This is a genomic window from Mycobacterium sp. NPDC003449 (assembly GCF_053588415.1).
The window spans coordinates 1-21,633 of sequence record NZ_JBSFPX010000130.1; the positions used below are offsets into that span (position 1 = coordinate 1).

Sequence of the window (21,633 nt, forward strand, 5' to 3'; positions counted from 1 at the left end):
TTATTCGGTTACAGAACAATCACATTCGAGACCCCGATGGTCTATCGCACGACCCCTTCAGGCAACCGTAGCGACATCGGGTCAAAATTGTCAAACACTGTTTGGTTTCTTGGCATACAGCGCTCCCCAGCACGTACACCACAGCCGTCAACTCGAGAAGTTGCTGCCGTACGCGAGACGTGCTGGGTGTTCTACTCGAAGGAGATGGCTTGCTCGGGGCAGTTCAACGCTGCGTCAAGCGCCAACTGGCATTGTTCATCGGTCGCGGGTTGCTGTAGGACGACGGCCACTCCCTCGTCGCCGATGTCGAAGATCTCTGCAGCAGACATACAGCACAGCGAGTGTCCCTGGCACCGCTCTGAATCAACCGATAGCTTCATAGCTTTATCCCTTTCCATCCAGCTGCAAGGTGCACTGCAGCTTGCGAACGTTGTGGATCAGCCTTCCCGTAATCAGATCGACCTCGCCGGCCTCGAAGGCTGCGACCGAACGAACAAACTCGCCGAACATGGCCCGCAACTGAGTGCGCGCAATTGGTGCGCCAAGACAGAAGTGCGGCCCACCGCCGCCGAACCCAATGTGCTCGTTGGGACGACGCGTTATGTCGAAGCGCCACGGTTCATTGAAGACCTCTTCGTCGCGGTTGCCCGAGGGGTAGATAAGTATGACGCGCTCACCCTTCGGAATTGCCTGCCCGTTGAGTACCGTGTCCGCCGTCACCGTTCGTCCAAACATGATCACCGGCGAGGCCCAGCGGATGAGCTCCTCGACAGCGCTATCGAGATACCTCTCTGGATCGGACCGCAGCAGATCCCACTGGTCAGGGAACTCTGAGAAGGCCTTGATACCGTGGGCTATCGTGTTGCGCGTTGTATCGTTGCCTGCAATTCCGAGCAACACGAGGAATGAAGCGATCTCGTCGGGAGTCAGAGCCTCCCCGTCAACTTCGGCGTTCATCAGTGCGGTCATAAGATCGTCAGTCGGGTTGGAACGCCTTGCTTCCTGCATCCGATGAGCCAGCCCGTGGACGGTGGTGATCCCGCCAAGGAGGGCGGTGAGAGCATCGTCACCCTTTGCGACGTACTCTTCGTCGTTGGTGTTGACCAGAATGTCGACTGCGTCATAGAGGTTGTCGCGCTCGTCCTCAGGTACACCCATGAGTTCCGAGATTGTCCACAGTGGTAGTCGCTTGGCGACGTCTCCGACCACTTCGATGTCCCGCATGGATACGGCATCGGTGACGATCCGGTGTGCCTGCGCAGCGATCTGTTCCTGCATCCTCCGAACGTGTCGGGGAGTGAACGCGTGCGTCACCAGACCCCGAAGCTTGGTGTGCCGCGGGGCATCCAAAGGGAGGAAGGCGCCCACGAGTTCGGCGACCTCCGGCGGCACGTCGTCGAACGTCACGCCCTTCGCGGAGGAGAATATCTCGGGATGGCGACTAACGTAACGGATGTCGGCGTGCTTGACGACCGCCCAGTAAGGATCTTCGGATTCAATGAACCCACCTTCCGGGGGACGCTGACGGCTAACAGGGTTTTCGCGGCGTAGGACCGCGAACACTTCGTCCCGCTGGCGCGCGGTTTTCGCCCAAAAGGCACTGTTCGAGATGTCGTAGTCGGTGGCGACGAAGCCCACGTCGTGTGAATCGACTCCGGGTTCTGCACTCATGATGAGTTTCCTCTCTCTGTTCGTTCGGCGATCTTGCCTCGACGGCTGTCAGACGAGGCGCCGGAGTAGCGCGAGCTTGGCGCGGCCGTACGGCGGATACATCACGCTCGGGTCGGGTCTCGACGGCTTGACCAGAATCGACTTTCGGTGGCTGAACGTTTCGAAGCCGAATCGTCCGTGGTATGCTCCGATGCCGCTCGGCCCGACACCGCCGAACGGCAACGTCGGAACTCCGACGTGAAGAAGTAACTGGTTGATTACGATTCCGCCCGAATGCACCTGCGTGATAAATGCCTCGCGCACATCGGAGCGATCGGTGAAGAGGTATGCCGCAAGTGGATGCGGCCTCCGGCCAATGAAGTCGATCGCCTCTTGCACCGACTTGACGACAAGGATCGGTAAGACGGGTCCGAAGATCTCTTCTTGCATCAGAGGCGCGCTCGGATCCGGATCGACGACAACTGTGGGCTCCACGCGACACTTACCCACGTCGGCGTTACCGCCCAGGATTGTTCGTCCACCGTGGCCCGACAGCAATGCAGCCAGACGGCGGGTGTGGGCTTCATTGACGATCCGCTGTGCACTTCCGCCGGCGAGCCGTTCGGTGAAAGTCTTCATCCAATGAGTCACCGATTCGATGAAGGCTTCGGCGGCCCCTTCCTCTACGAGCACGTAGTCAGGTGCCACGCATGTCTGACCGGCGTTGAAGAGCTTGGTGAAAGCGATGCGGCGACCGGCGGACCTAAGATCGGCATCACCGGCGACGAGCACGGGGCTCTTGCCACCGAGCTCGAGAGTCACCGGCGTCATCTTCTCGGCTGCCGCCGCCATGATGGCGCGACCGACCGGCCCTCCTCCAGTGAAGAACACGTGATCCAAGCCCTGCTGGATCAGTGCCTGAGTTGTGGTGCCATCCCCCTCAACTACTGCGAAGGCGCGCGGGTCCAGATACCTCGGCAGTTGTTCGGCCAAGACTGACGACGTTCTGGGCGCGTGCTCCGACGGTTTGATCACCGCCGAGCACCCGGCCGAAATCGCCCCGACCAACGGGCCGAGCGTGAGATAGACCGGAACGTTCCAAGGGCCGATGACCAAGACCACGCCGAGTGGTTCATGAAGATAGAAGGCTTTGCCGGGCCGCAGAGTGAACGGCAACCGCACCCGTCGGCGCCTACTCCAACGTGTCAGGTTACGGCGCGCCTCTGCTATCTCGGTACGAACGCTACCGAAATCACCTATCACCGTGTCAAACTCATTGCGCCCTAAATCGTCCGACAAAGCCTCGGCTAGCAAGTGCTCTTCGCTCTTGAGAAAACGCTCCAACGCGTTGAGTTGATCGACGCGCCACGCCAGATCGAGTGGCGAGCGGCTGCGAAAGTTCGCCCGGAGGCCCTCGACGACCGCTGCCGTATCAGTCGCTATCCGACCATGACCGGCACCCACAGTCACTAGATCAGCTGCCGGCAATTGCGCTGCCCGTGCGGAATCGTCCAATCGTGTACACCTTTCAACCGTTGCGATGTCGGGGCCGACACCTCAGGAGATGTCGGCCACGTCGAGCGCCCCCATAGCGTCGAGCACGTAATTGAACGCCTTCATGTTCTTCAACAGCACGGTGAGCTTGCCCTTGAAGGAGAGCTCACCTCGGCTAATGGCGTTCATCGGGGTCCGCTTCTTAGTGAAGACCGCACGCCACACTTCGGTGGGACCTGTGACAACCACCGCCGCGACATCGTGATCCTGAGCTTCGGCTTCGCGCACCTCCTCCACGCGACCGTTCGAGAAGCGGATGAAGAAGTCGCGCCTGACGGCCTCGTCGTGTCCAAAAACGATCGAGTAGTTGATCGAACGCCCGACGCTCGCCCACTCCTCATCTGCGTTGAGCACCTGCGCCAGTGCCTGGTAGAAATCCAACGTTCCCAGTTTTAGTGACATTTGGTCTACTCCTTGACGGTTTTGCGGGCGTCCTGCCATCCGAGCGCGATCGTGTCTTCGTACTCCGCCCGCTGAGGCGATCCGACGGCGTCCAAGATGGCGCGATCGCCACCAGCCCAGCCGATGATGCGATCTAGTAGGGGTTTCGGCATGACGGCAGCGGTCGCGACGAGAGCACGCGCGGACTTCGGGATGTACACCTCAAACTTAGGGCGCACCAACGTTTCGATGATTACCGCTGCAACCGCGTCCGGTGAACTTGATCTGGCCATGCGCGACTTCGTCATCCCTGCAGATAACCGGGTGTCGATGACCCCTGGCAGCACCACCGAAAAGTCAACACCCGATCCGCGCGCTTCACTTCGTGCTGCCTCCGTGTACCCATAGACACCGAACTTGGTTGCGGAATATGTGCTCAGGCCGGGCGACCCGATGCGTCCAGCCACCGATGCCACGTTGACGATGTGACCCGCCCCGCGTGGCCGCATTCGGCGGTAGGCCTCACGCGTGCAGTAGATCGTGCCGAGAAGATTGACGTCGACAATCCCGGCGGTCGCTGCGTCCGACTCCTCATCGAAATGGCCTATCGGCATGATGCCGGCGTTGTTTATCAATGCGTCGATCGGACCATGGTCGCGTTCTACGGCATCGGCCACCTCGCGGAATGATTGCGGCTGAGCGATATCGAGCCGGTAGCTAGGGGGCGCCCCGGACATGCGCGCGGCGGCGTCGGTAACGACGTCCTCATCGAGATCAGCCATCATCGGTCGTGCACCGGCGGCGTGCAGCCTGGTAGCCGTCGCTAGGCCGATGCCCCGCGCTGCGCCGGTGACCAGCACGATCTTGCCCGCGAGTGTGCGTTTGGCGACCATTGCTCTCTGCCCTTCGTCCTTCGTCCTTGCTCGCCGATTGTTTGGCAGGCCCGGTTCCATAACCTATCGCTGTTTGGCTCGATGTCAACAAACCGGCCCGCAAGAACGACTCCCTGCGCCGAACTCTCGATTCACTAAGCCTCGATCCACTGACTAACCTGCGCTGGCGGAGGGTGTCGTAACGAGGAAAGTGCCCTCTGAGCTGGGATGATTGGTGTTCTCTACGCAACAATCGCCCGGCACAAGAAAGGCACTTCCAGTGCAAGTGTCCCATAGGTTCATCCCTGAGTCCGCTGTGTTCGATGAGGACAATCTGGTGTCGTGCGCGGGGTTGGTGCCAGTGATGACGTTGGCCGAGCAGGCTGACCTGTCGGGGCTGTTGGGCGAGAAAGTGCAGATCAACGCGCCGCGGATCAAATCGGGAGCGGCCAACCCGGCGCCGAAACTGGCCACGCTGATCGCGGCGATGTGCGCCGGTGCCGACAGTATCGACGACACCAACCTTGTGCGCAGCGGTGGGATGAAAACCTTGTTCGGCGGCGTCTATGCACCCTCGACGATCGGAACGTTGTTACGGGAGTTCACCTTCGGACACGCCCGTCAGTTGGAGTCGGTGCTGCGTGAGCACCTGGTCGGACTTGGCCGACACGTCGATCTACTGCCCGGCGCCGCCGTGCGGGCGTTCGTCGACATCGACTCGCTGCTGCGTCCGGTCTACGGACACGCCAAGCAAGGCGCGTCCTACGGACACACCAAGATCGCCGGGAAACAGGTACTGCGCAAAGGGTTGTCTCCGCTGGCCACCACGATCAGCACCGACACCGCAGCCCCGGTGATCGCCGGAATGCGGCTGCGCGCGGGCAAGACCGGCTCGGGCAAGGGAGCCGGGCGCATGGTCGCCCAAGCCATCGCCACCGCCCGTGCCGCTGGGGTCACCGGCGTGATCCTGGTCCGTGGCGACTCGGCCTACGGCAGCCGTGCGGTCATCAACGCCTGCCGGCGCGCCGACGCTCAGTTCTCGCTGGTGTGGACCAAGAACACCGCCGTGCAGCGGGCGATCGCCGCGATCGGCGAACACGCCTGGACCCCGGTGCGCTATCCCGGCGCGGTCATCGATCCCGACACCGGAATATTGATCTCTGATGCCGAGGTCGCCGAAATCAGCTACACAGCTTTCGCTTCCACCGACGACGAGATCACTGCCCGATTGATCGTGCGCCGTGTCAAAGATGCCAACCACACCGACGCCCTGTTCCCGGTGTGGCGGTATCACCCGTTCTTCACCAACTCAAACGAATCCGTCACCGACGCCGACCTCACCCACCGTCGCCACGCCATCATCGAAACCGTGTTCGCCGACCTGATCGACGGGCCCCTCGCGCACATCCCGTCGGGCCTGTTCGGCGCGAACTCGGCATGGGTGTTGTGCGCCGCGATCACCCACAACTTGCTGCGCGCCGCCGCGACCCTCGCCGGAAGCCCTCATCGCAGCGCCCGCGGGGCCACCCTGCGTCGCACACTGGTCAACATTCCCGCTCGTCTCGCCCGGCCACAACGCAGGCCGATCCTGCACCTACCCAGCCAATGGCCCTGGGAGTCGGCATGGCTTACCCTGTGGCACAACATCATCAGCCATCCACTGACCACCTGACCCGCCACCCACACCCGACCCCACGACCGGAGATCAAGAGGAAAAGCTGGGCAGACCAGCGGCTCATCAACGCCACCCAGCTCCGATCAAGATCAAAAATCAAAAATCCACGCCACCGGGTCCATCAGTGGATCGAGGCTAAGAAAGGGAGCACTGGCGATGGAGTCGGAAGCTGTGAAAAGCCACGTTTTCGCGCAAATAGCCGCAGGAACCGGTCTCGAGGCCGTCGACGTCCTCGGCCCAACGTTAGAGTTCATGACGTCAAATAACGACTTCTGCATCATGCGTGGAGTCATCCCACCGGGCGTCACGGTGCCACTACACAGTCACCCCGACGCGGAGGACTTTTTTATTCTGACCGGCACGCACCAAGTTCTGATCCAAACCGATGAAGGTACGAAGTGGGTCGACGCTCGCGCCGGAGATCACATCCGGGTATCCGGATCCGAACTGCACGCACATCGCAACGTCAGCAACGAACCGGCCGTCGACCTCATCGTCACCACGGCGCGAATGGGCCAACTGTTCCGTCAGATAGCCCGCCCGTCCGATGGCACCCCGTTGCCCGTGACGCCAGAAGTGCTCGCCCGCTTCATGGAAGCCAACGCCCAATATGGCGTTCGACTGGGCACCCCGGAGGAGAACGCCGCCGTAGGCATCGATCTCCCGGTCTTCTCGGAATGATGCCGATGCCGCAGTGGGTTACTTCTTGGTGCGGCGGCTACCGCCGTGCCAGTCCTCCTCGACGCCCACCGCGTCGGTGGTGACGCCGAAGCTGGCGAGCTGTGGACGCTCGCGCAGACTGCGCTTGAGCTCAGCGAAGCCGGGAAAGCCGGCCAGCCCCAACACGTGGTCCCAGAGCGGACCCGCCTCCTCGGGACTCGGGAGCCTGCTGATCACCGGTCCGAAGAACGCGGTGCCATGCGGTGGGCGGAATTGCAGGATCGGGGTGCCGACGTCCTTTCCGGTCAACCCGAGGGCTTCGTCGGTCTCGGCTCGGATCTCGTCGTCGAACGCATTGTCCTCCAACGCGTTCAGCAGATCGTCCGGCAGCTCGAGCTCGCGCAGGATCGGCTCTAGAAATGCACGAGAACCGTGGGCAGAATCATTCGCGTCGCCGGAGGTGTCGAATACCCGCTCACCGATCGCGAAATAGAGCGGTCCCACCGCCGCGCGGCCCTGCTCGGCACGCAGCTTGGCGGCCACCCGCAACAGCCTCAGCCCGGCGGTGTGCCCCTCCTCGTAGCCGGGCGGAAAGTGAGCGTCGTAGTCGATGTGGGCGTTGATCATCCGCAACGAGATGAACCGCCAATCGACGCGATAGTGACGTTGCTCGGCCACCATCCGCACCCACTTGCTGGTCATCCAGGCGAACGGGCACACCGGGTCGAAGTAGAAGTTGAGGTCGGCGTCCGAATTGGGGGCGTCACTGCTCATGACGAAGCTTCCTTCCGCGTGGGGATGAATTTGTGGATGGCCTCGGCGGCGTTGTCCTGCACGGTTTGATCCCGGAACTCCGGCATGATCTCCGCCTGGTCGAGCACGGGTCCGGTGATGGTGTTCGCCGCACTGGCATAGAAGACGCCGCTGGGCAGGTCGGAGTTGGTCACCGCGTCGGTGAGGCGAGCGGTCCCGTCCTCCAGTTTGTGGCCGACGCCGAACACCGGTGCCACATAGGGCATCAGGACGCGTTGGGCCAGCACCCGCAGCGGTGCGGGTAGCTCACGCAACGCCTGGGTGCCCGAGGTGTTGCCCGGGCTCATCGTGGTGAACCGCAGTCCTGGATGCTGACGCGCCAACGCTGACATCCACATCGCCCCGAGATACTTGACCTGACCGTAAGCCAGCATCGCACTTGCCTTGCGTCCGTTGAAGAACGAACCGTCTATGACGGAGGCGAACTCGTCGGCTGAGTGCGTTTTGAACGTGGGCCGCGGGATTGTCAGCTTAGGAACACCGCGGGCGGCCTCACTGCCGGTCAACACCGCGACGCCGGTCAGCGCACCGTCGCCGATGAGTTGCTCGAGGAGCACGACGTGGCCGAGCACGTTCGCGGCGAAGATCTCGGTGACGCCGTCCGGTGTGAGGGCGAACGGACGAGCCCCTCCGGTTCCTCCGGCGTTCATCACGACCGCGTCAAGCGGCCGCCCGACGGCGGGAATCGCCGCTCTGACCGAGGTCGGCCGCGACACGTCCATCACGATCACGTCGAAGATCGCCCTGCCGGTGATGTTCGCGAGGTCGCGCTTGGCCTCCTCGGCCTTCATCTCGTTTCGGCAAGCGAGGTAGATCGTGTCGAAATCCTCACGCCCGGCCAGTTGTCGGGCCAGTTCTTTGCCGATGCCGCTGTTCGCGCCTGTGATGAGCGCCGATTTCCCCGAGCCCGCCATCCGATCTCCTTGCCGAGTGCTGGTAGGTGCCACACTATCTGTACCAAACAGTACAGTCTGCGGAAACTCCGAACCGGGTGTCACGGGATCCTTCTCGCCGTGACTACACGTGGCGTCGTCACATCGGTTGGCGCACCATGGCGTCCTCGCTTAGTACCCTGATGGGATGCCCACGACTCGGCCGGTCGGTGAGCTCCGCCGGCTTCCGACGACGGAGCGCGGACGACGTGCTCGTGCGGCGATCATCGACGCGGCGGCCACATTGATGTACGAGCGTGGCGTTGGGGCAACCAGTCTGGACGATGTGCTCGCCGCGGCAGGGGCGGGCAAGGGGCAGCTGTATCACTATTTCGTTGACAAGGCCGACCTCGTCGGCGCCGTCATCGAACGCCAATTGGAGCTGATCCTCGCGGAGCAGCAGCCGGCGTTGGACCATACCGACTCCTGGGCGGGCATCGACACCTGGGCGTCTCACTACCTTGACCTGCACGCCGCGCCGGACGGCCCGTTTGCCTGTCCATTGGGAACGATGGCCGCCGAGCTGAAGAATGACGAGACGTTTCGGCCCAGCCTCGATGCCGCCTTCCGTCGGTGGGAAGCGCCGTTGGCGCGGGGACTGCAATCGATGAAGGACCGCGGCGATCTGGTTGCGGACACCGACCCGCCACGACTCGCGGCCATGGTCATCGCCACGCTACAGGGCGGGATGTTGGTGGCCCGCATCCGTGACGACGTCACCGTTTTGCACGACGCGATGAATTCGGCTCTGGCTGAACTGCGCCGCTGGCAGGCCACGCCGCGCCGGCCCGTCAAGCGCACGCCGGCTTGAATGTCCCGCCTCCATCTACACCTGCGGGCCGGCCGCGCTGACCGATTGTGGTCCTGGGCCCGGCGCCTCCCCGAATCGGGCGATGCGACGAGCAGGTAGTTTCTGCGGCCACCAGAACCACGGCCCGAGGAGACTGGCTAGCGGCATCACCAGCAATAGGCGGACGATCACCATGTCAAAAACCAGTCCGATGCAAATGGTCGCTCCGGCCTGGCCGATGTTGACCACGTCGCTAGAGAGCATCGCGAGCATGGTTCCGGCGAGCACGAACGCCGCGGTGACGGCGACGTTGCCCGATCCGGCGATGGTCCGGATCAGGCCGGTGCGAATACCGGCCGACAACTCCTCGCGATATCGGGACAGCAGTAGCAAGTTGTAGTCACAGCCCACGCCGACAAGCACGATGAAGGCGATGGGCAGTGTGAGCCAATGCAAGGTGACGCCGAACAGGGTTTCCCAGATGAAGGCCGCCAGCCCCAGCGAGCCCAGGAAGGACAGCACCACGGTGATCAACACGATCACCGAACCGGCCAGCGTCCGCGTGATGACCATGACGATCAGGAACACCAACCCGAATGTGGCCAGCATCATCGTCAGGATGTCGTTCATGGAAAACATTTGCACATCACGGAAATTCGAGGATGAGCCGGCCATGAGAAGCTGTACGTCCGATAGTGAGGTGCCCTTGATGGCTTCGTGTGCGGCGTCCTCGGCGCGCTCGATCTGATCGATGCCCTCGGGGCTCATGGCTTCACCCTGGTGGTAGATCATGATGCGGGTGCCCTTGCCGTCGGGCGTCATCATGAACTTCAACCCAGTCTGAAATTCCCTGGTTTCGAAGGAATCCGGTGGCATGAAGAAGAAATCGTCGTTCTTGGCGTTGTCGAACGCCTGCGCCATATCGACCATCGGGTTGATCATCGGCTCGAGCTGAGTGATGGTGGCGCGCATCAGGCTCTGCATCGTCAGCGTCAGCCGCTGCATGACGGCCATGTTCTGGACCATGGCGTTGAGCTGGGTGATCATCTGCGGGGTGGCGACGGAAATCTTGGTCAAACCATCGACCATCGGCCCTAGGTAATGCGACGCTCCGTCGATACTGTCCAGCGACTCGTTCAGCGAGCGCATAGCCCAGCAGATCGGGATGTCGAAGCAGTGCGGTTCCCAATACAGATAGTTGCGAAACGGCCGCATGAAGTCGTCGAAATTGGCTATGTTGTCACGCATCTTCTCCATTGTTTCTTTGAGCCCCTTGGCGGCCTCTGTGGAGATCTGCGCACCTTCAGATAACTGACCTGTGATACCCGCCATCGTTTGGGTCGAGGCGATCATGTCGCCCATGCGGGCGGCCATGGTGTCGATATCTGCGACCCGGTCTTTCATGAATCCGAGATTCTGGCCGATCATGGTGCCCATCGAACCCATGGCGTAAGGCAGCGAGGCGTGTTCCAGCGGTCGACCGTTGGGCCGGGTGATGCTCTGCACCATCGAAATACCCTGCGTGCGAACGATGTTCTTGGCAATCCGGTCCAGGCTGATCATGTCGCTGGTGTTGCGCATATCGTGATCGGCCTTGATGTACAGGGTGTCAATGGAGAGCTGGCTCGGCTGGAAATGACGATCCGCGGCGTCATACCCCTGCGATGACTCAACGCTCTTGGGCGCGTAATCGCGATCATTGTAGCTCACCGTGTAGTTGGCCAGGTTGGCGATGCACAACGGAATGACCAGGGCCGCAACCGCAATCATCGCGGCGGGCCATTTGGCGGTGATGGTGCCGAGCTTGCGCCAGACGGGGCTGGTCTTGGCCGGTTCCGCCATCCAGGGCAGCTTGCTTCCCAGCGTCAACAACGCCGGCCCCAGGGTGAGCGCCGCCATGACCGACACGGCCATCGCCACGAAACACGGCGGCCCTAAGGTGCGGAAGTAGTCGAGCGTGGTCAGACTCAGGCACAGGCACGCACCCGAGATCGCTACCCCCGAACCGATGACGACGTGGGTCACGTTGTGCACCGAGGTGTAGTACGCCGACTCGCGGTCCTCCCCGGCCCGTAAGGCCTCCTCGAAGCGGCCCAGGTAGAAGATGCCGTAGTCGGTCGCGACACCCAGTACCAGGGAGACCGCCATATTCATCCCGAAGGACGAGATACCGATGACCTCGTTGTCGACCAGCAGCGAGATCACGCCACGTGCAGTCGCGAGCGTGATCAACACACCGAACAGCGGGATGATCGCCCGGGTAATGGAGCGGAAGGCGATCAGCAGCATGACGATGATCACCACGACGGTGACGATTTCCAGCGTGACCATGCTCTCGTCGGCGGCAGCGAGCATATCCGAGGCCAAAGGCGCCGGACCGCTCACGTAGACCTCGAGTCCTTCGGGTTTGTCATTGTCGAGTTTCTCGATGATGCCGCGGATGGCCTTGATCGACCTGTTCGAGTCGGCGTCGGCCAAATCTCCGGTCGGCCGGACCGTCAGCGTTGCCACCTCACCGTCCGCACTTTGCTGACCCGAGCGGGTGACCGGATCGCCCCACATGTCCATCAGCGACTGCACATGTTCCTTGTCCTCGGTCAGGCCACGGACCAATTTGTTGTAGTACTCGTGGTCCTGTTCGCCGAGTTTGCGGCCCTGCGCCTCGAGCACGATGACGGCAGCGCTGGTGTAGTCGGACTCGTTGAAGTCCTGCCCCTGAGTGATGGCCGCTACCGACGAGGGCGCGTCCCGCGGAATCATCGCCTTGGCGTTGGCCGAGGTGGTTTCTTCCAGGGAGGGCACAAAGAAAGTCACGGCAGCGGCGGCAATGACCCAGAAAAGCACCACCGGAACCGCGAGCACACGAAGCCAGCGTGCGGCGGCTGGATGCTTGGGCGTTTCGTGCTTCACCGGGCGTTGGGTCAGCACCGGACCCGTGTCGGCGTCGTCCGGCGGCTGCTGGCCCGCGGTCATGCTGCCGACACCGAGCACGCAACCGCGGCGCCGACGTGGTTCACGACCTGTTCCTCACGAACCTCACCATTGACCCGGATACGGCAACCCAACGAGTCCCCGTCCACCTGCGCGACCAGGCTCAGCGACACCGCCGACGACGTGGTGGATTCGGAAACCGACCACGGCAACGATGTCAGCACGACGTCGACAGGTTCGCTGTTGAGGTTGGCATAGGACACCTTCCCGCTGTTTCCGAGATCACCGAATACCTCGTAGGTGACATTCTTGGGATTGACCTGAACCACCGTCGCCGGGATCGGACGGGTAGTCGGCGGGTGGCTGATCGCGTGCGAATTTTCGCGAATCCGACTCACCCCGAAGCCCACCACCGCAATGACGATCAGCGCCACCAAGGGCATCCACAACGCGTCAAGGATTCGGCCGGCCTGGCCTTTTGACTGTTTGCGTCGACTCATGATCGTGACCTTGTCGCTGGGGCGGGATGAATGCCGATCATTGGATCCTCATATCGCTCGGCGCTTCATCCGCGCCGGACGAGCGCCCAGGGGGCGTTGGGATCGCCTCCGCACAAGTGGATTTCGGTGTCGGTGCGCACCGCATCGGTGGCGTTGACAGTGTGGGCGCCCTCGGGGCTCACATGGTTGTTCCTATGTGACGATCCAGAACGCGTGTGGACCTCAGCGTCCGCATGCCACCACTGTTGCGACCGTGAAAGCAACGATATCGGTTGCCACGCTGGGATATTCGTGCCGTCACGGATGAACGGTGACAGCACCGACCATGGCGCCCCAGTACCGGGGCGCGGTCAAACATCGAGTCGTCGATCACTGTGGATTCTGAGCTCATTGCCGAGCCTTCCATGTGACATCGTGGACCGATCCTCGACAACAACGTAACTGATTGAACACTAGTGTTCAATTCCAATCACATCTGTCTATGGCATCGCGAGGCTGGCACCACCTCGGGCGTCGCGCCGAAAACCTCATTCACGGCACCGGCGAGCAGAAATAGCGAAGCGTCAGAAGCCAAGGAACATATCTGTTCATCTGATCAGCAAACTGTGCTATTTCTGCTGTTATAGTTTTGTGTTGAACGGTGGTGTACACCGCACGGCGGTGAGGAGCGCCTCAATGACGACGACCGACGACCGCATCTACACCGCCGCCATGCGACTCTTCGTCGAGAAGGGCACCACGCAGATCACCGTCAGCGAGCTCGCGCAAGAGGCCAACCTGGCACGCGGCACCCTGTACCGGAACCTGGGTTCGATCGAGGGCCTGTTTGACCGTGTGGTCGGCGCCATCAGTACGGATCTGCATGCGCGGGTGGCGGCGACGTTCGACGGCATCGACGATTCGGCGACACGGCTGGCCATCGGGATACGCATGTGGGTGCGGTACGCGCACGAGAACCCACTGATGGGCCGGTTTGCCGTCAAGTTCGGCCTCAGCCAGGAAGCTTTGCGCACGTGGATGACCGGCCAGCCGCATCGTGACATCGGTTCCGGCATCGCTTCAGGCCGTTATTCACTGGGCGATCTCACTGCTGACAGCGTGGCATCGCTGGTCCAGGGGGCCACGATCAGCTCAATGTGGATGGTCCTGGAAGGCCACCAAACCTGGCGCGAAGCAGGGTCGGCGACAGCAGAACTCGTGTTGCGCGCCTTAGGTGTTGCCCCCGATGAAGCCCGCGTCATTGCAGCATTGCCCTTACCCGCGATGCCACCGCACGTTTGACACGACTTAACGGGCTTCCGAGCCCGGTCGCAGAATGCAGGGCCTCCGCCGGCGCCACAAACACAGCGTCATAATCGAATTCGCCCTTCAGTGTGCTGATGACCTGCGCGTCGCCGGGTCAGGATCCCTGACCAGCGTCGACCCGAATTCGCCTCAGTTCATGTCACGTGAGTTTTGTCCCAGGCTCGTGCCGCTTCGTCCATGGCGCGTGCGGCTTCACCTGGCATTGCACTGAGCATCCACTGCGGTCATTGGAGATCGACATCGTCTGGACATCTGAGCTGGGAAATGGACATCAAACTCGGGAAGCCACATGTTGTTTGTAGGTTCTCACGGCTGACTTCATCTGGTCGCCGCCATGACCAGGGTGTTCCCAACGTATCTCGCGGCGGTTTGTCTCACGAGGCGCTTCATTTCCTCAGGCTTGCTCATGATCAGTCTGGTGTGGCGAGGATCTTGAACAGAGTGTTGTTGACGTTCGTCAACTCCTGAATACCGATGGCGCCGACAAACGTCACGAGATCGTCCTTATCAAAGGCGGTAATGAGTCCGGTTGCGACCCAGCCAGTGCCGATCTCAACACCGAATCCGGTATCGGCTTCGTGGCCGAAAACCGGCATGACAATGACCGTCGGCTCGGAGGGGATTTCGTTATAGACCGTGGAGGAGACCACGAGCACGTTGCCCGCTTCGGTCGTGCTCCAGATCTCTCCTCGGCGCGGGCTCATCGCCTCGAAAGTCGTTTAAGGTTCCGGTCGGCGCTGTTTTTGCTGTACTCCACCATCTCGGGATGTTCGGCCATGTAGCGCTCATGTGCGGTGCAGCGGCGGCGCATGTCTTCAGCTTCGACGAGATGCTCAAGCCACGCGTTCATGGATTTCTCGTCGTCGCGGGAGTGTTTCTGGACTGCCTCGTAGGCATCGTTCGAGAGTCGCAAACTGAATGATGGCACCGCCAGATGGTAGCATCATATGGTACTAGCCAACGACGCTTTGGGTTCCCTGGCTACGGCCAGATTGGGCAACGTTTGCTTCTCTTCGAGAAGACACCACGCCAATAGAATTGAAGGAAGTCCACTCGATCGGGTGCATTCCTCGGCCGAGAGCAGGACTCGCTCTCGGCCGTGAGTGCCTGTTTCGTCACTCTGTCATCGCAACGGGTAGTCGCACCGTGACGCAAAGCCCGCCGGTGGGGCGGGGCGTGATGATGAGGTTCCCGTCGTGACCTTTGGGACATCAACGCCCTCCTGCAGGTCTCGCGGCCACTTTTTTGCCCGCTCGCGAGTTTGCTGGCGATACCGCGCCCAACTACGACCCGGACGGACACTTCCTTGTCTTCTGCGAGGGCGACTTCGACCATGCAACCGTATACGAAGCTCAACTTAGCAGTGCAGCAACATCATTCGATTAGGCCGCCCAATAATTCCGACTCGCCAGCGGCACCCTCGGCGGGCTCCGTGACCTCGCGTACACCGCGTACCCGGGCGCCAACCTCTATGCCATCTCACCGCAGGGGACCTTCACACAGGTATCGATGCCCTGCTTGTCCCGTGCACCAGTCAGTCTTCGGACACGTCAATGTGAGCTCGCAGGAAGCGCCCGAGTCGTTTCAGCGCGGCGTGGCCCTCTTCCGATAGGGAGCAATATCGGTGGAATACGTGCGGCATCCGATAGGACACTTCGAGGGTTGCTCTGCCCCCGGCCCGTCGCAACGCCTCGACGACTCGGACCGAATCGTCCTCCAGGATGTCACCGGTGCCCACCTGCACGAGAACAGGGGGCAGGTTGTCGAGGTCGGCGAGAAGCGGTGACGCACGCCGATCGGAAGCGTCTGCGTCCTGGAGGTAGTCCGCGGCCATCTGGGCGAGAAGTTGGCGAGTGAGGCGGGTGTCGTTTGCCTCACGGGCCCGCAACGAATCGCTGCCTAGGGTCAGGTCGGCCCAGGGCGAGAGCAGAACCACCGCCGCGGGCATGGTCAGATTCGCGTCGCGAACTGCCAGAAGAACCGCCATTGCGAGGCCGCCACCGGCCGAATCACCGCACAGTGCGACTGGTGTGTCCGGATACTGCTCGCGTATTGCGTGGTACACCGCCACGCCATCGTCGTACGCAGCTGGAAAGGGATGTTCCGGCGCGAGACGATAGTCGGGCACGAATACGGTGGCCGAGGATTGTCGTGCGATTTCAGCTGCCAAGCCGGCGTGGCTCGTGGATGATCCGAGTTGGTATCCACCGCCATGGAAGTGAAGGATCAGACCGCCGCCAGCCCCGGGTGCTGAGACGAGTAGCCCTGGAACACCGTTGAGCACAATAGATTCTGATCGAAAGCCCTCTCCCGGCCCGGGCAACTCGCTATCGTATCGCAGTCGCGGCGGCCAGGTCGGTGAGCGTCGGAGACTCGGGCATGTTCGGGCCCATCGTTGTCAGTTCTGCATCGTGGCTCGCCTGTAGCACAGGAACCCGGCTGCCACGTCCGACACGGCATGGCCACTGGCCTTCCACACTGTTATCTGAATATCATTGACGCGGCCTGCCGCATCTCCGGCGAGGACGTTCCCGATCTCGGATCCGGCGTTCACCCGCAGGCCATCGAGTTCGACACAGCCTACCGGCGGAGGCTGAAAGGCCTTCAGGGTCTCGACAAAAAGGTCTCCGGGAGTGATGAGTTCGCGATCCAACTCGCCGAGGGGCGGTGCTCCGCCGATCGAGGTCACATGGGTCCCCGGCGTGATGTGCTCGGCCCTCAAGAAGGGTTCCGTCGCCCGTGTGCACATGCTTACCACGTCGGCGCCGTAGGCGGCCGCCTCGGCGCTCTCAGCGACCACCATCTCAGCCGCGATCGATGTGTCAGCCACCAGCCTGTGACTGCGCTCGACATCTCGGTCCCACACCCGGATCTCTGAGAAGGGGCGGATCTGTGAGATCAGTTCGAGATGCGCGCGGCCCTGCTCGCCCGCTCCCAGGATGCACAGGACGCGTGAATTCTCTCGAGCCAGGACCGACACCGACAGAGCCGAGGCGCCGGCGGTCCGCACCTTTGTCAGTGCGCCACCGTCCAGAACCGCCAGCGGTACACCGGTCGACTCGTCGAACAGGCACACCACACCGCTGTGTGTTGGAGCAATTGCGGTGTCGTTTAACGGAAATACACTCACCAGTTTGCCGGCGATGCCGATTCCGGGAAGGTAGCCGGGCATGGACAGGAAATAGCTGTCGTCACCGACGTCGGTGCGGGTCCGGTCGGGTACCGTGGCCCGACCGGAACTCAACGCCGCGTAGGCTTGGCCGAGCGCATCCAGCAAAGGCACCGGGTCATCGAGTACTCGGAGTATCTCGGATTCCGTGATGAACAGCATCTTGTCCTCCAATCACGCAGTTACGGGCCGAACGGGAGCAGGGTCAAAGAGCCAATTCGAATTGCGGTTCACCGAGGCCCGACTCATCGACGTCGATCCCGAGACCATGCTCTTCGGACAGTGACGCCGTTCCGCCGGCGAGCTGGACTCCACCGGAGCGGAGCCGAGAACCCTCGAGATGTAGGGCCGGGTAGGACGCGCACAGCAATCCGGAGCCGGCACTGGCCGCGAGGTGTCCCACCGCGGCCGCGGCCACCTCGGTGCCCTTCGGATCATCGATCATGAAGTGCCATCCCAGCGCCTGGGCCGTGTCGCGCAGTAGCGCCGCCTTGGTGATGCCGCCGACCCGGGCGGGCTTGATGTTCACACCGTCGGCGGCTCCCAGGCGTGCACATGCCACCAGATCGCGGATGTCCCTGACACATTCGTCGGCCATGATGGGACGGGCCGTCGAGTTCCGAAGCTCGGCGAGGTCACTCATTGCGATGGTCGGTTGCTCCACCCACACGTCTAGAGACTCGGTTCGGGTCAGGAACCTCCGCGATTCCGCCCTGGTCCAGCCTTGGTTGGCGTCGCAGGTGAAGAACTCGCGCGAGCCGTCGATCGCGTCGTGGACAGCATGCACCCGGGCGGCGTCGGTGGTGGGATCATCGCCCAGTTTCAGCTGCCAGTGCCGCCGTCCGGCTGCGGCCAGTCGTGCTGCCTCCTGCGCCATGGCTTCGGGCGAGTCCACCGGGATGGCACTGAACACGGGGTAATGCGACCGCTGGATTCCGCCCAGCAGAGTAGCTACGGGCTGCTCGAGCAGTTTTCCGCGAAGGTCCCAGGCTGCGGCGTCGACAGCGGACTTCGCCGCATTCTGACCGAGCAATGCAGCGTCCATGCCGTCGACGAGACCACGGACATCGAGCACATCGCGTCCGAGGACGTGGGGTGCCAGCGCCGCAACACCGGCGCGGACACCGTCGGGAAAGGCTTCGATGTAGTTGGACCCGAGCGTGCACGCCTCGCCCCAACCGGTGCGGCCGTCATCGGCTGTCAGCTTGACCACAGTGGTGTCGAGAGTGTCGAGTTTCCGGCCGTGCGACATCATGTAGCCACCGTCCTTCAGCGGAACGTCGAGGCGAAAGCAACTGATGTGCTTGATTTTCATGTCGTCCTTTCGTGGACAGCGGGTTCGTTTCACGTGTCCTGGTCAGCGCGAAGCTCGTCGCAGGGGGATGCGACGATCAAAGGCATCACCGATATCGGCCGGTAGTTCCTTCTTGGCCACCCGGTTACTGGGTGTGACTCTCGGGGAGGTTGTGAACGGCGTGGTGCCGACGAAGGGGTGAGGGCCTAGTTCCACGACGACACCGCGGCCACGCTCGACCGGGTGGGCATCTCCGCCCAGATCACCGAGCGGCCCTACGAGGTCGACCCGCCGTCCCGTTCTTCGAGGCCCACCGTAGGGGTACGACCCCGACGCCGCCCACGCGTTCTGGCAGCAGCTGATCCAGGCCGGATCGGGCAGTTCCGGTCGCGGTTCGCCGGCAAGGTCAGCCCGATCCACTTCTTTTGGGGTTCTTTCGACATGGCTGCAAGCGGTTCTCCGGCAGTCCCGCGCCAACGCATCGTTGGGGCACCCCAACTGCACCGACTGGGTGCTGGTCGAGGCCTACTCCCACGAGCTGAGCAGTAGCGGATTCTGGCCCGGTGGCGGCGAGGAAGGTGCGTTCTACTCTGACGCCTACCCGGTAGCCGGCGGGTTTCGCCGAGTTCCCGGCAGCCCCGCCGGCGTGCTCTACCACCCGCTGCTGCGGCAGTACCTGCTGCCCTCTAGGCCCCGCTTGACAGCAGGTGAGGGTGATGGTCGGCCGACCACGCCGGGCGCAGGAGCTCGCGCCCTCCTGGTTGCCGGCAGGTCTTGTGTTGCCCCAGAGGGCCGTTAGGGGCCCCATCCGGTCGGAGGGTGGGTGCCGCAAACTCATCATGTCGTTGGCTCGCGATGAACACTACTGGCGGGCAGTCGCCACCCGTTTCCCTCGCAGGAAGCAATGAGCCATGGGGGTCTGGCTCCGCGCCGGCCGGTTCCGAAAGGGGCTGCGACACAGCCACTCCCCCGGAGTCAGCCACATACTGAGCATCCGCGCGCCGCCGCCACCGAGGCGCTGCGGTCGCTGGCCGGCGTGCAGACCTACTCGATGTTTTTTCGCCACGATCTATGGCAGAACCGCCCTCACTGTCGCACACTCGGCGAAACGGGATCATCGAAAACTGGTCGCTCTCTCGACAATGCGGCGTTCACAGCAGCAATCTGATTGGGCTGGCCCAACAGGCCGACTTGCAGCTCGGATTCACGTCGAAGGGCTGTGGCGGTGTCGTCATTGACCCACATCTCGTCATAGAGGCGCTTGGCGGCGCGGACGGCGTCCGGCGACTTCTGCGCGATTTCTTCGGCAAGCGCCAGCGCCGCGGCCACCGGATCGTGACTTGAGCGGGTGACCAGCCCGATGGCCAAAGCGTCAGCCCCAGAGACGATCCGACCACTAAACGTCAAATCCTTCGCGACGTCGATCGACAGTAGTCGAGGCAGGGTCTGGGTGATGCCCATATCTGGGACGAGGCCCCACTTGACCTCCATGATCGATAGCTTCGCGTCCGGCGCAGCGATCCGGATATCGGCGCCTAGCGCGATCTGGAGGCCACCGCCGAAGCAGTTACCATGAATCGCTGCGATTACCGGCGCTGGCACCGTAGACCAATCGTGGGCTGCGCGCTGAGCGACATTGGCAAACCGGTCGCCCTCGCGTCGCAGCAGCACGTCGATGCCACCTTGGCGTGATAGGAAGCTGGCGACGTCCAAGCCGGAGCAGAAGCTCTTTCCGTCCCCGTGCAGTACGACTGCGCGGACCGAATCGGTTTCCGACAGTCGGTGTGCCGCGCCTATCAACCCTTCGAGCATCGCCTCATCGAGGGCGTTGTGTTTATCTGCGCGAACCATCGTCACCCTCGCCACGCCACCGTCGTCTATCTGTACCCTAACTCTGTCCTCCGTCACGTGGGAAAACATACCTTGAAGTCGAGGCCCTACAGTCGACGCCGCTTCGGTGGACCTGGCTTCTCCGAGGCCTGACTGGCACGGTGGCGATCTGACCGCCTTCATTTTGCGTTCGGACGAGCAATCGTGTCGTGCACAGGTTGTTTCGTGCGGAGCCGAAACAGTTTCCGTCACCGGATAGGGAGCCACGAAAGATGCGCGAGAGACGGCGCGCGACCGGTTGTGGCGTGTCGATTTATTGCAGACCATGCATCTCAGCGTGGCCGCAGTTCCACCGCAGTTTATACGCGATGGAGCATAGGCCTCCCCCGCCGTATGAGACCGTATTCGCCGCTCACCACACAGACCCGAGACGACACAATGAGTCGCCGTTGAGGTAGCTCTGCGGCTTCGCCGCCTCACCCTTCGTACTGCCAAGGAGGCCGGTCAATCAGGCTTCGCTCGTCAGGACTGCCGGGTGACTCCGCGATCTGGGCAAACTGTTCCTCGTAAACTGCTTCCCTTGAGGAAGCAGAGCGGGAGTGCTCATCGTCATTGTGTCTGATGGTAATTGGCGACGGACGCGTCTGATTCACGGTTAGATCGAACACGTCGAAACGGTTGTACACGCTGCCTGTAATGTCGTGAATCTGTTTCAGCTCAACGGACTCGGTGAGGTCCACTGTTGCGTACACGATGCCCTCAGCACTCGACTTCACCTCGCTGACGAGCTCGCCGGTTGGCCCCGTAACCATCGACGCGGGCGGAGCGGTTGCACGCAGAATTGTCTCGACACGGCAGTCCCCGTTGCTCACGTACGTAATCGCCTCCTTGTCCAAGACGGTGCAGGAAACCACGCTGAACACCTTGCCCTCGAAAGAATGAGCGGCGCTGCGCATTCTGATCGCATCGGTGAGGTTGTAGTCTCCGGCGACCTCGCGCCGGAACGGCCAGATCGGTGGGTAAGTACCGATGTGCAGTTGTTCGCCTTGTGCCAGCAGAGTGTATCGAGCGAGGGTGTTGGTGTTCTCACCGCAGATGAGCACGCCGATTCGTGCGTTGTTGATGTCGACCGGCGTCAGTTGCGCTCCGTCCCCCGAGGCCCATGTGAGGCGCTCCGCCCACGTGGGCACCAACTTTCGTCGATGGTTCACTAAGGTGCCGCTTGAATCGCCCCGGTGAGTCCGGAGACTTCATCTCTTGTGAAGGATGGAGTCATG

General features: G+C 62.2%; 20 protein-coding genes and 1 pseudogene. 5 read left to right on the forward strand and 16 right to left on the reverse strand.

The window, feature by feature from the left end:
• Nucleotides 1–191 precede the first annotated feature (191 nt).
• The 5 genes from ACWDTP_RS26430 to ACWDTP_RS26450 all read right to left on the reverse strand — a co-directional run bounded on the left by ACWDTP_RS26430 (nt 192) and on the right by ACWDTP_RS26450 (nt 4,478).
• Nucleotides 192–398 carry a ferredoxin gene (locus ACWDTP_RS26430; RefSeq protein WP_450025311.1) on the reverse strand — a complete coding sequence of 69 codons (207 nt, stop codon included), beginning with the start codon at nt 396–398 and terminating at the stop codon, nt 192–194.
• The gene (locus tag ACWDTP_RS26435) at nt 385–1,671 is read right to left on the reverse strand and encodes a cytochrome P450 (protein ID WP_450025313.1); all 1,287 of its coding nucleotides are present in this window, start codon (nt 1,669–1,671) and stop codon (nt 385–387) included. The genes ACWDTP_RS26430 and ACWDTP_RS26435 overlap by 14 nt, the downstream gene beginning before the upstream one ends.
• A 48-nt stretch (nt 1,672–1,719) precedes the next feature.
• Entirely contained in the window at nt 1,720–3,138 is a 1,419-nt protein-coding gene (locus tag ACWDTP_RS26440) for an aldehyde dehydrogenase family protein (RefSeq protein ID WP_450025347.1), read from the reverse strand.
• Between the two features lie 69 nt (nt 3,139–3,207).
• A complete protein-coding gene (locus ACWDTP_RS26445) occupies nt 3,208–3,606 on the reverse strand; it encodes an SCP2 sterol-binding domain-containing protein (RefSeq protein WP_450025315.1) in 399 nt (132 codons plus the stop codon).
• Nucleotides 3,607–3,611: 5 nt separating this feature from the next.
• Nucleotides 3,612–4,478, reverse strand: a complete 867-nt coding sequence (locus ACWDTP_RS26450) for an SDR family NAD(P)-dependent oxidoreductase (RefSeq protein ID WP_450025317.1) — start codon at nt 4,476–4,478, stop codon at nt 3,612–3,614.
• A 259-nt stretch (nt 4,479–4,737) separates the two neighbouring features.
• Here ACWDTP_RS26450 and ACWDTP_RS26455 point away from each other — a divergent pair, with 259 nt between their 5' ends.
• Both ACWDTP_RS26455 and ACWDTP_RS26460 read left to right on the forward strand, forming a co-directional pair.
• Nucleotides 4,738–6,129 (forward strand): IS1380 family transposase, encoded by a 1,392-nt coding sequence (locus tag ACWDTP_RS26455; RefSeq protein WP_450025319.1) that lies wholly within the window; start codon nt 4,738–4,740, stop codon nt 6,127–6,129.
• A 159-nt stretch (nt 6,130–6,288) separates the two neighbouring features.
• The gene (locus ACWDTP_RS26460) at nt 6,289–6,813 is read left to right on the forward strand and encodes a cupin domain-containing protein (RefSeq protein ID WP_450025321.1); all 525 of its coding nucleotides are present in this window, start codon (nt 6,289–6,291) and stop codon (nt 6,811–6,813) included.
• An 18-nt stretch (nt 6,814–6,831) separates the two neighbouring features.
• Here ACWDTP_RS26460 and ACWDTP_RS26465 read toward each other — a convergent pair whose 3' ends face one another.
• The gene (locus tag ACWDTP_RS26465) at nt 6,832–7,566 is read right to left on the reverse strand and encodes a mycothiol-dependent nitroreductase Rv2466c family protein (RefSeq protein WP_450025323.1); all 735 of its coding nucleotides are present in this window, start codon (nt 7,564–7,566) and stop codon (nt 6,832–6,834) included.
• Nucleotides 7,563–8,519: an SDR family NAD(P)-dependent oxidoreductase gene (locus ACWDTP_RS26470; protein WP_450025325.1), complete on the reverse strand. Its 957-nt coding sequence runs from the start codon at nt 8,517–8,519 to the stop codon at nt 7,563–7,565. Before ACWDTP_RS26470 ends, ACWDTP_RS26465 begins: the two co-directional genes overlap by 4 nt.
• 166 nt (nt 8,520–8,685) lie before the next feature.
• Here ACWDTP_RS26470 and ACWDTP_RS26475 point away from each other — a divergent pair, with 166 nt between their 5' ends.
• Complete coding sequence (locus ACWDTP_RS26475) at nt 8,686–9,348, forward strand: TetR/AcrR family transcriptional regulator (RefSeq protein ID WP_450025327.1); 663 nt, start codon at nt 8,686–8,688, stop codon at nt 9,346–9,348.
• 15 nt (nt 9,349–9,363) lie between these two features.
• On the opposite strand, the gene ACWDTP_RS26480 is transcribed toward ACWDTP_RS26475, so the two are convergent.
• Both ACWDTP_RS26480 and ACWDTP_RS26485 read right to left on the reverse strand, forming a co-directional pair.
• Entirely contained in the window at nt 9,364–12,300 is a 2,937-nt protein-coding gene (locus ACWDTP_RS26480) for an MMPL/RND family transporter (RefSeq protein ID WP_450025329.1), read from the reverse strand.
• On the reverse strand, nt 12,297–12,758 hold the full coding sequence (locus tag ACWDTP_RS26485) for an MmpS family transport accessory protein (protein WP_450025331.1): 462 nt from the start codon (nt 12,756–12,758) through the stop codon (nt 12,297–12,299). Before ACWDTP_RS26485 ends, ACWDTP_RS26480 begins: the two co-directional genes overlap by 4 nt.
• A 675-nt stretch (nt 12,759–13,433) precedes the next feature.
• Here ACWDTP_RS26485 and ACWDTP_RS26490 point away from each other — a divergent pair.
• Nucleotides 13,434–14,039 carry a TetR/AcrR family transcriptional regulator gene (locus ACWDTP_RS26490; RefSeq protein WP_450025333.1) on the forward strand — a complete coding sequence of 202 codons (606 nt, stop codon included), beginning with the start codon at nt 13,434–13,436 and terminating at the stop codon, nt 14,037–14,039.
• A gap of 434 nt (nt 14,040–14,473) precedes the next feature.
• Here the strand turns inward: ACWDTP_RS26490 and ACWDTP_RS26495 are convergent, their stop codons facing one another.
• From ACWDTP_RS26495 to ACWDTP_RS26515, 5 genes are all read right to left on the reverse strand, one after another.
• Nucleotides 14,474–14,767 carry a type II toxin-antitoxin system PemK/MazF family toxin gene (locus ACWDTP_RS26495; RefSeq protein ID WP_450025335.1) on the reverse strand — a complete coding sequence of 98 codons (294 nt, stop codon included), beginning with the start codon at nt 14,765–14,767 and terminating at the stop codon, nt 14,474–14,476.
• Complete coding sequence (locus tag ACWDTP_RS26500) at nt 14,764–14,991, reverse strand: hypothetical protein (protein WP_450025337.1); 228 nt, start codon at nt 14,989–14,991, stop codon at nt 14,764–14,766. Before ACWDTP_RS26500 ends, ACWDTP_RS26495 begins: the two co-directional genes overlap by 4 nt.
• A 606-nt stretch (nt 14,992–15,597) precedes the next feature.
• A complete protein-coding gene (locus ACWDTP_RS26505; RefSeq protein WP_450025339.1) occupies nt 15,598–16,347 on the reverse strand; it encodes an alpha/beta hydrolase in 750 nt (249 codons plus the stop codon).
• 114 nt (nt 16,348–16,461) lie between these two features.
• Entirely contained in the window at nt 16,462–17,394 is a 933-nt protein-coding gene (locus ACWDTP_RS26510) for an ornithine cyclodeaminase family protein (protein WP_450025341.1), read from the reverse strand.
• Nucleotides 17,395–17,437: 43 nt separating this feature from the next.
• Entirely contained in the window at nt 17,438–18,547 is a 1,110-nt protein-coding gene (locus tag ACWDTP_RS26515) for a mandelate racemase/muconate lactonizing enzyme family protein (RefSeq protein WP_450025343.1), read from the reverse strand.
• A 340-nt stretch (nt 18,548–18,887) separates the two neighbouring features.
• Here ACWDTP_RS26515 and ACWDTP_RS26520 point away from each other — a divergent pair, with 340 nt between their 5' ends.
• Nucleotides 18,888–19,325 carry a DUF5996 family protein gene (locus ACWDTP_RS26520; protein WP_450025349.1) on the forward strand — a complete coding sequence of 146 codons (438 nt, stop codon included), beginning with the start codon at nt 18,888–18,890 and terminating at the stop codon, nt 19,323–19,325.
• Between the two features lie 287 nt (nt 19,326–19,612).
• Here the strand turns inward: ACWDTP_RS26520 and ACWDTP_RS26525 are convergent, their stop codons facing one another.
• Together ACWDTP_RS26525 and ACWDTP_RS26530 are read right to left on the reverse strand one after the other, a co-directional pair.
• Complete coding sequence (locus ACWDTP_RS26525; RefSeq protein ID WP_450025345.1) at nt 19,613–20,434, reverse strand: crotonase/enoyl-CoA hydratase family protein; 822 nt, start codon at nt 20,432–20,434, stop codon at nt 19,613–19,615.
• 398 nt (nt 20,435–20,832) lie between these two features.
• Nucleotides 20,833–21,570: pseudogene (locus ACWDTP_RS26530) on the reverse strand (nitrilase-related carbon-nitrogen hydrolase); the annotation flags it as partial.
• Nucleotides 21,571–21,633 lie beyond the last annotated feature (63 nt).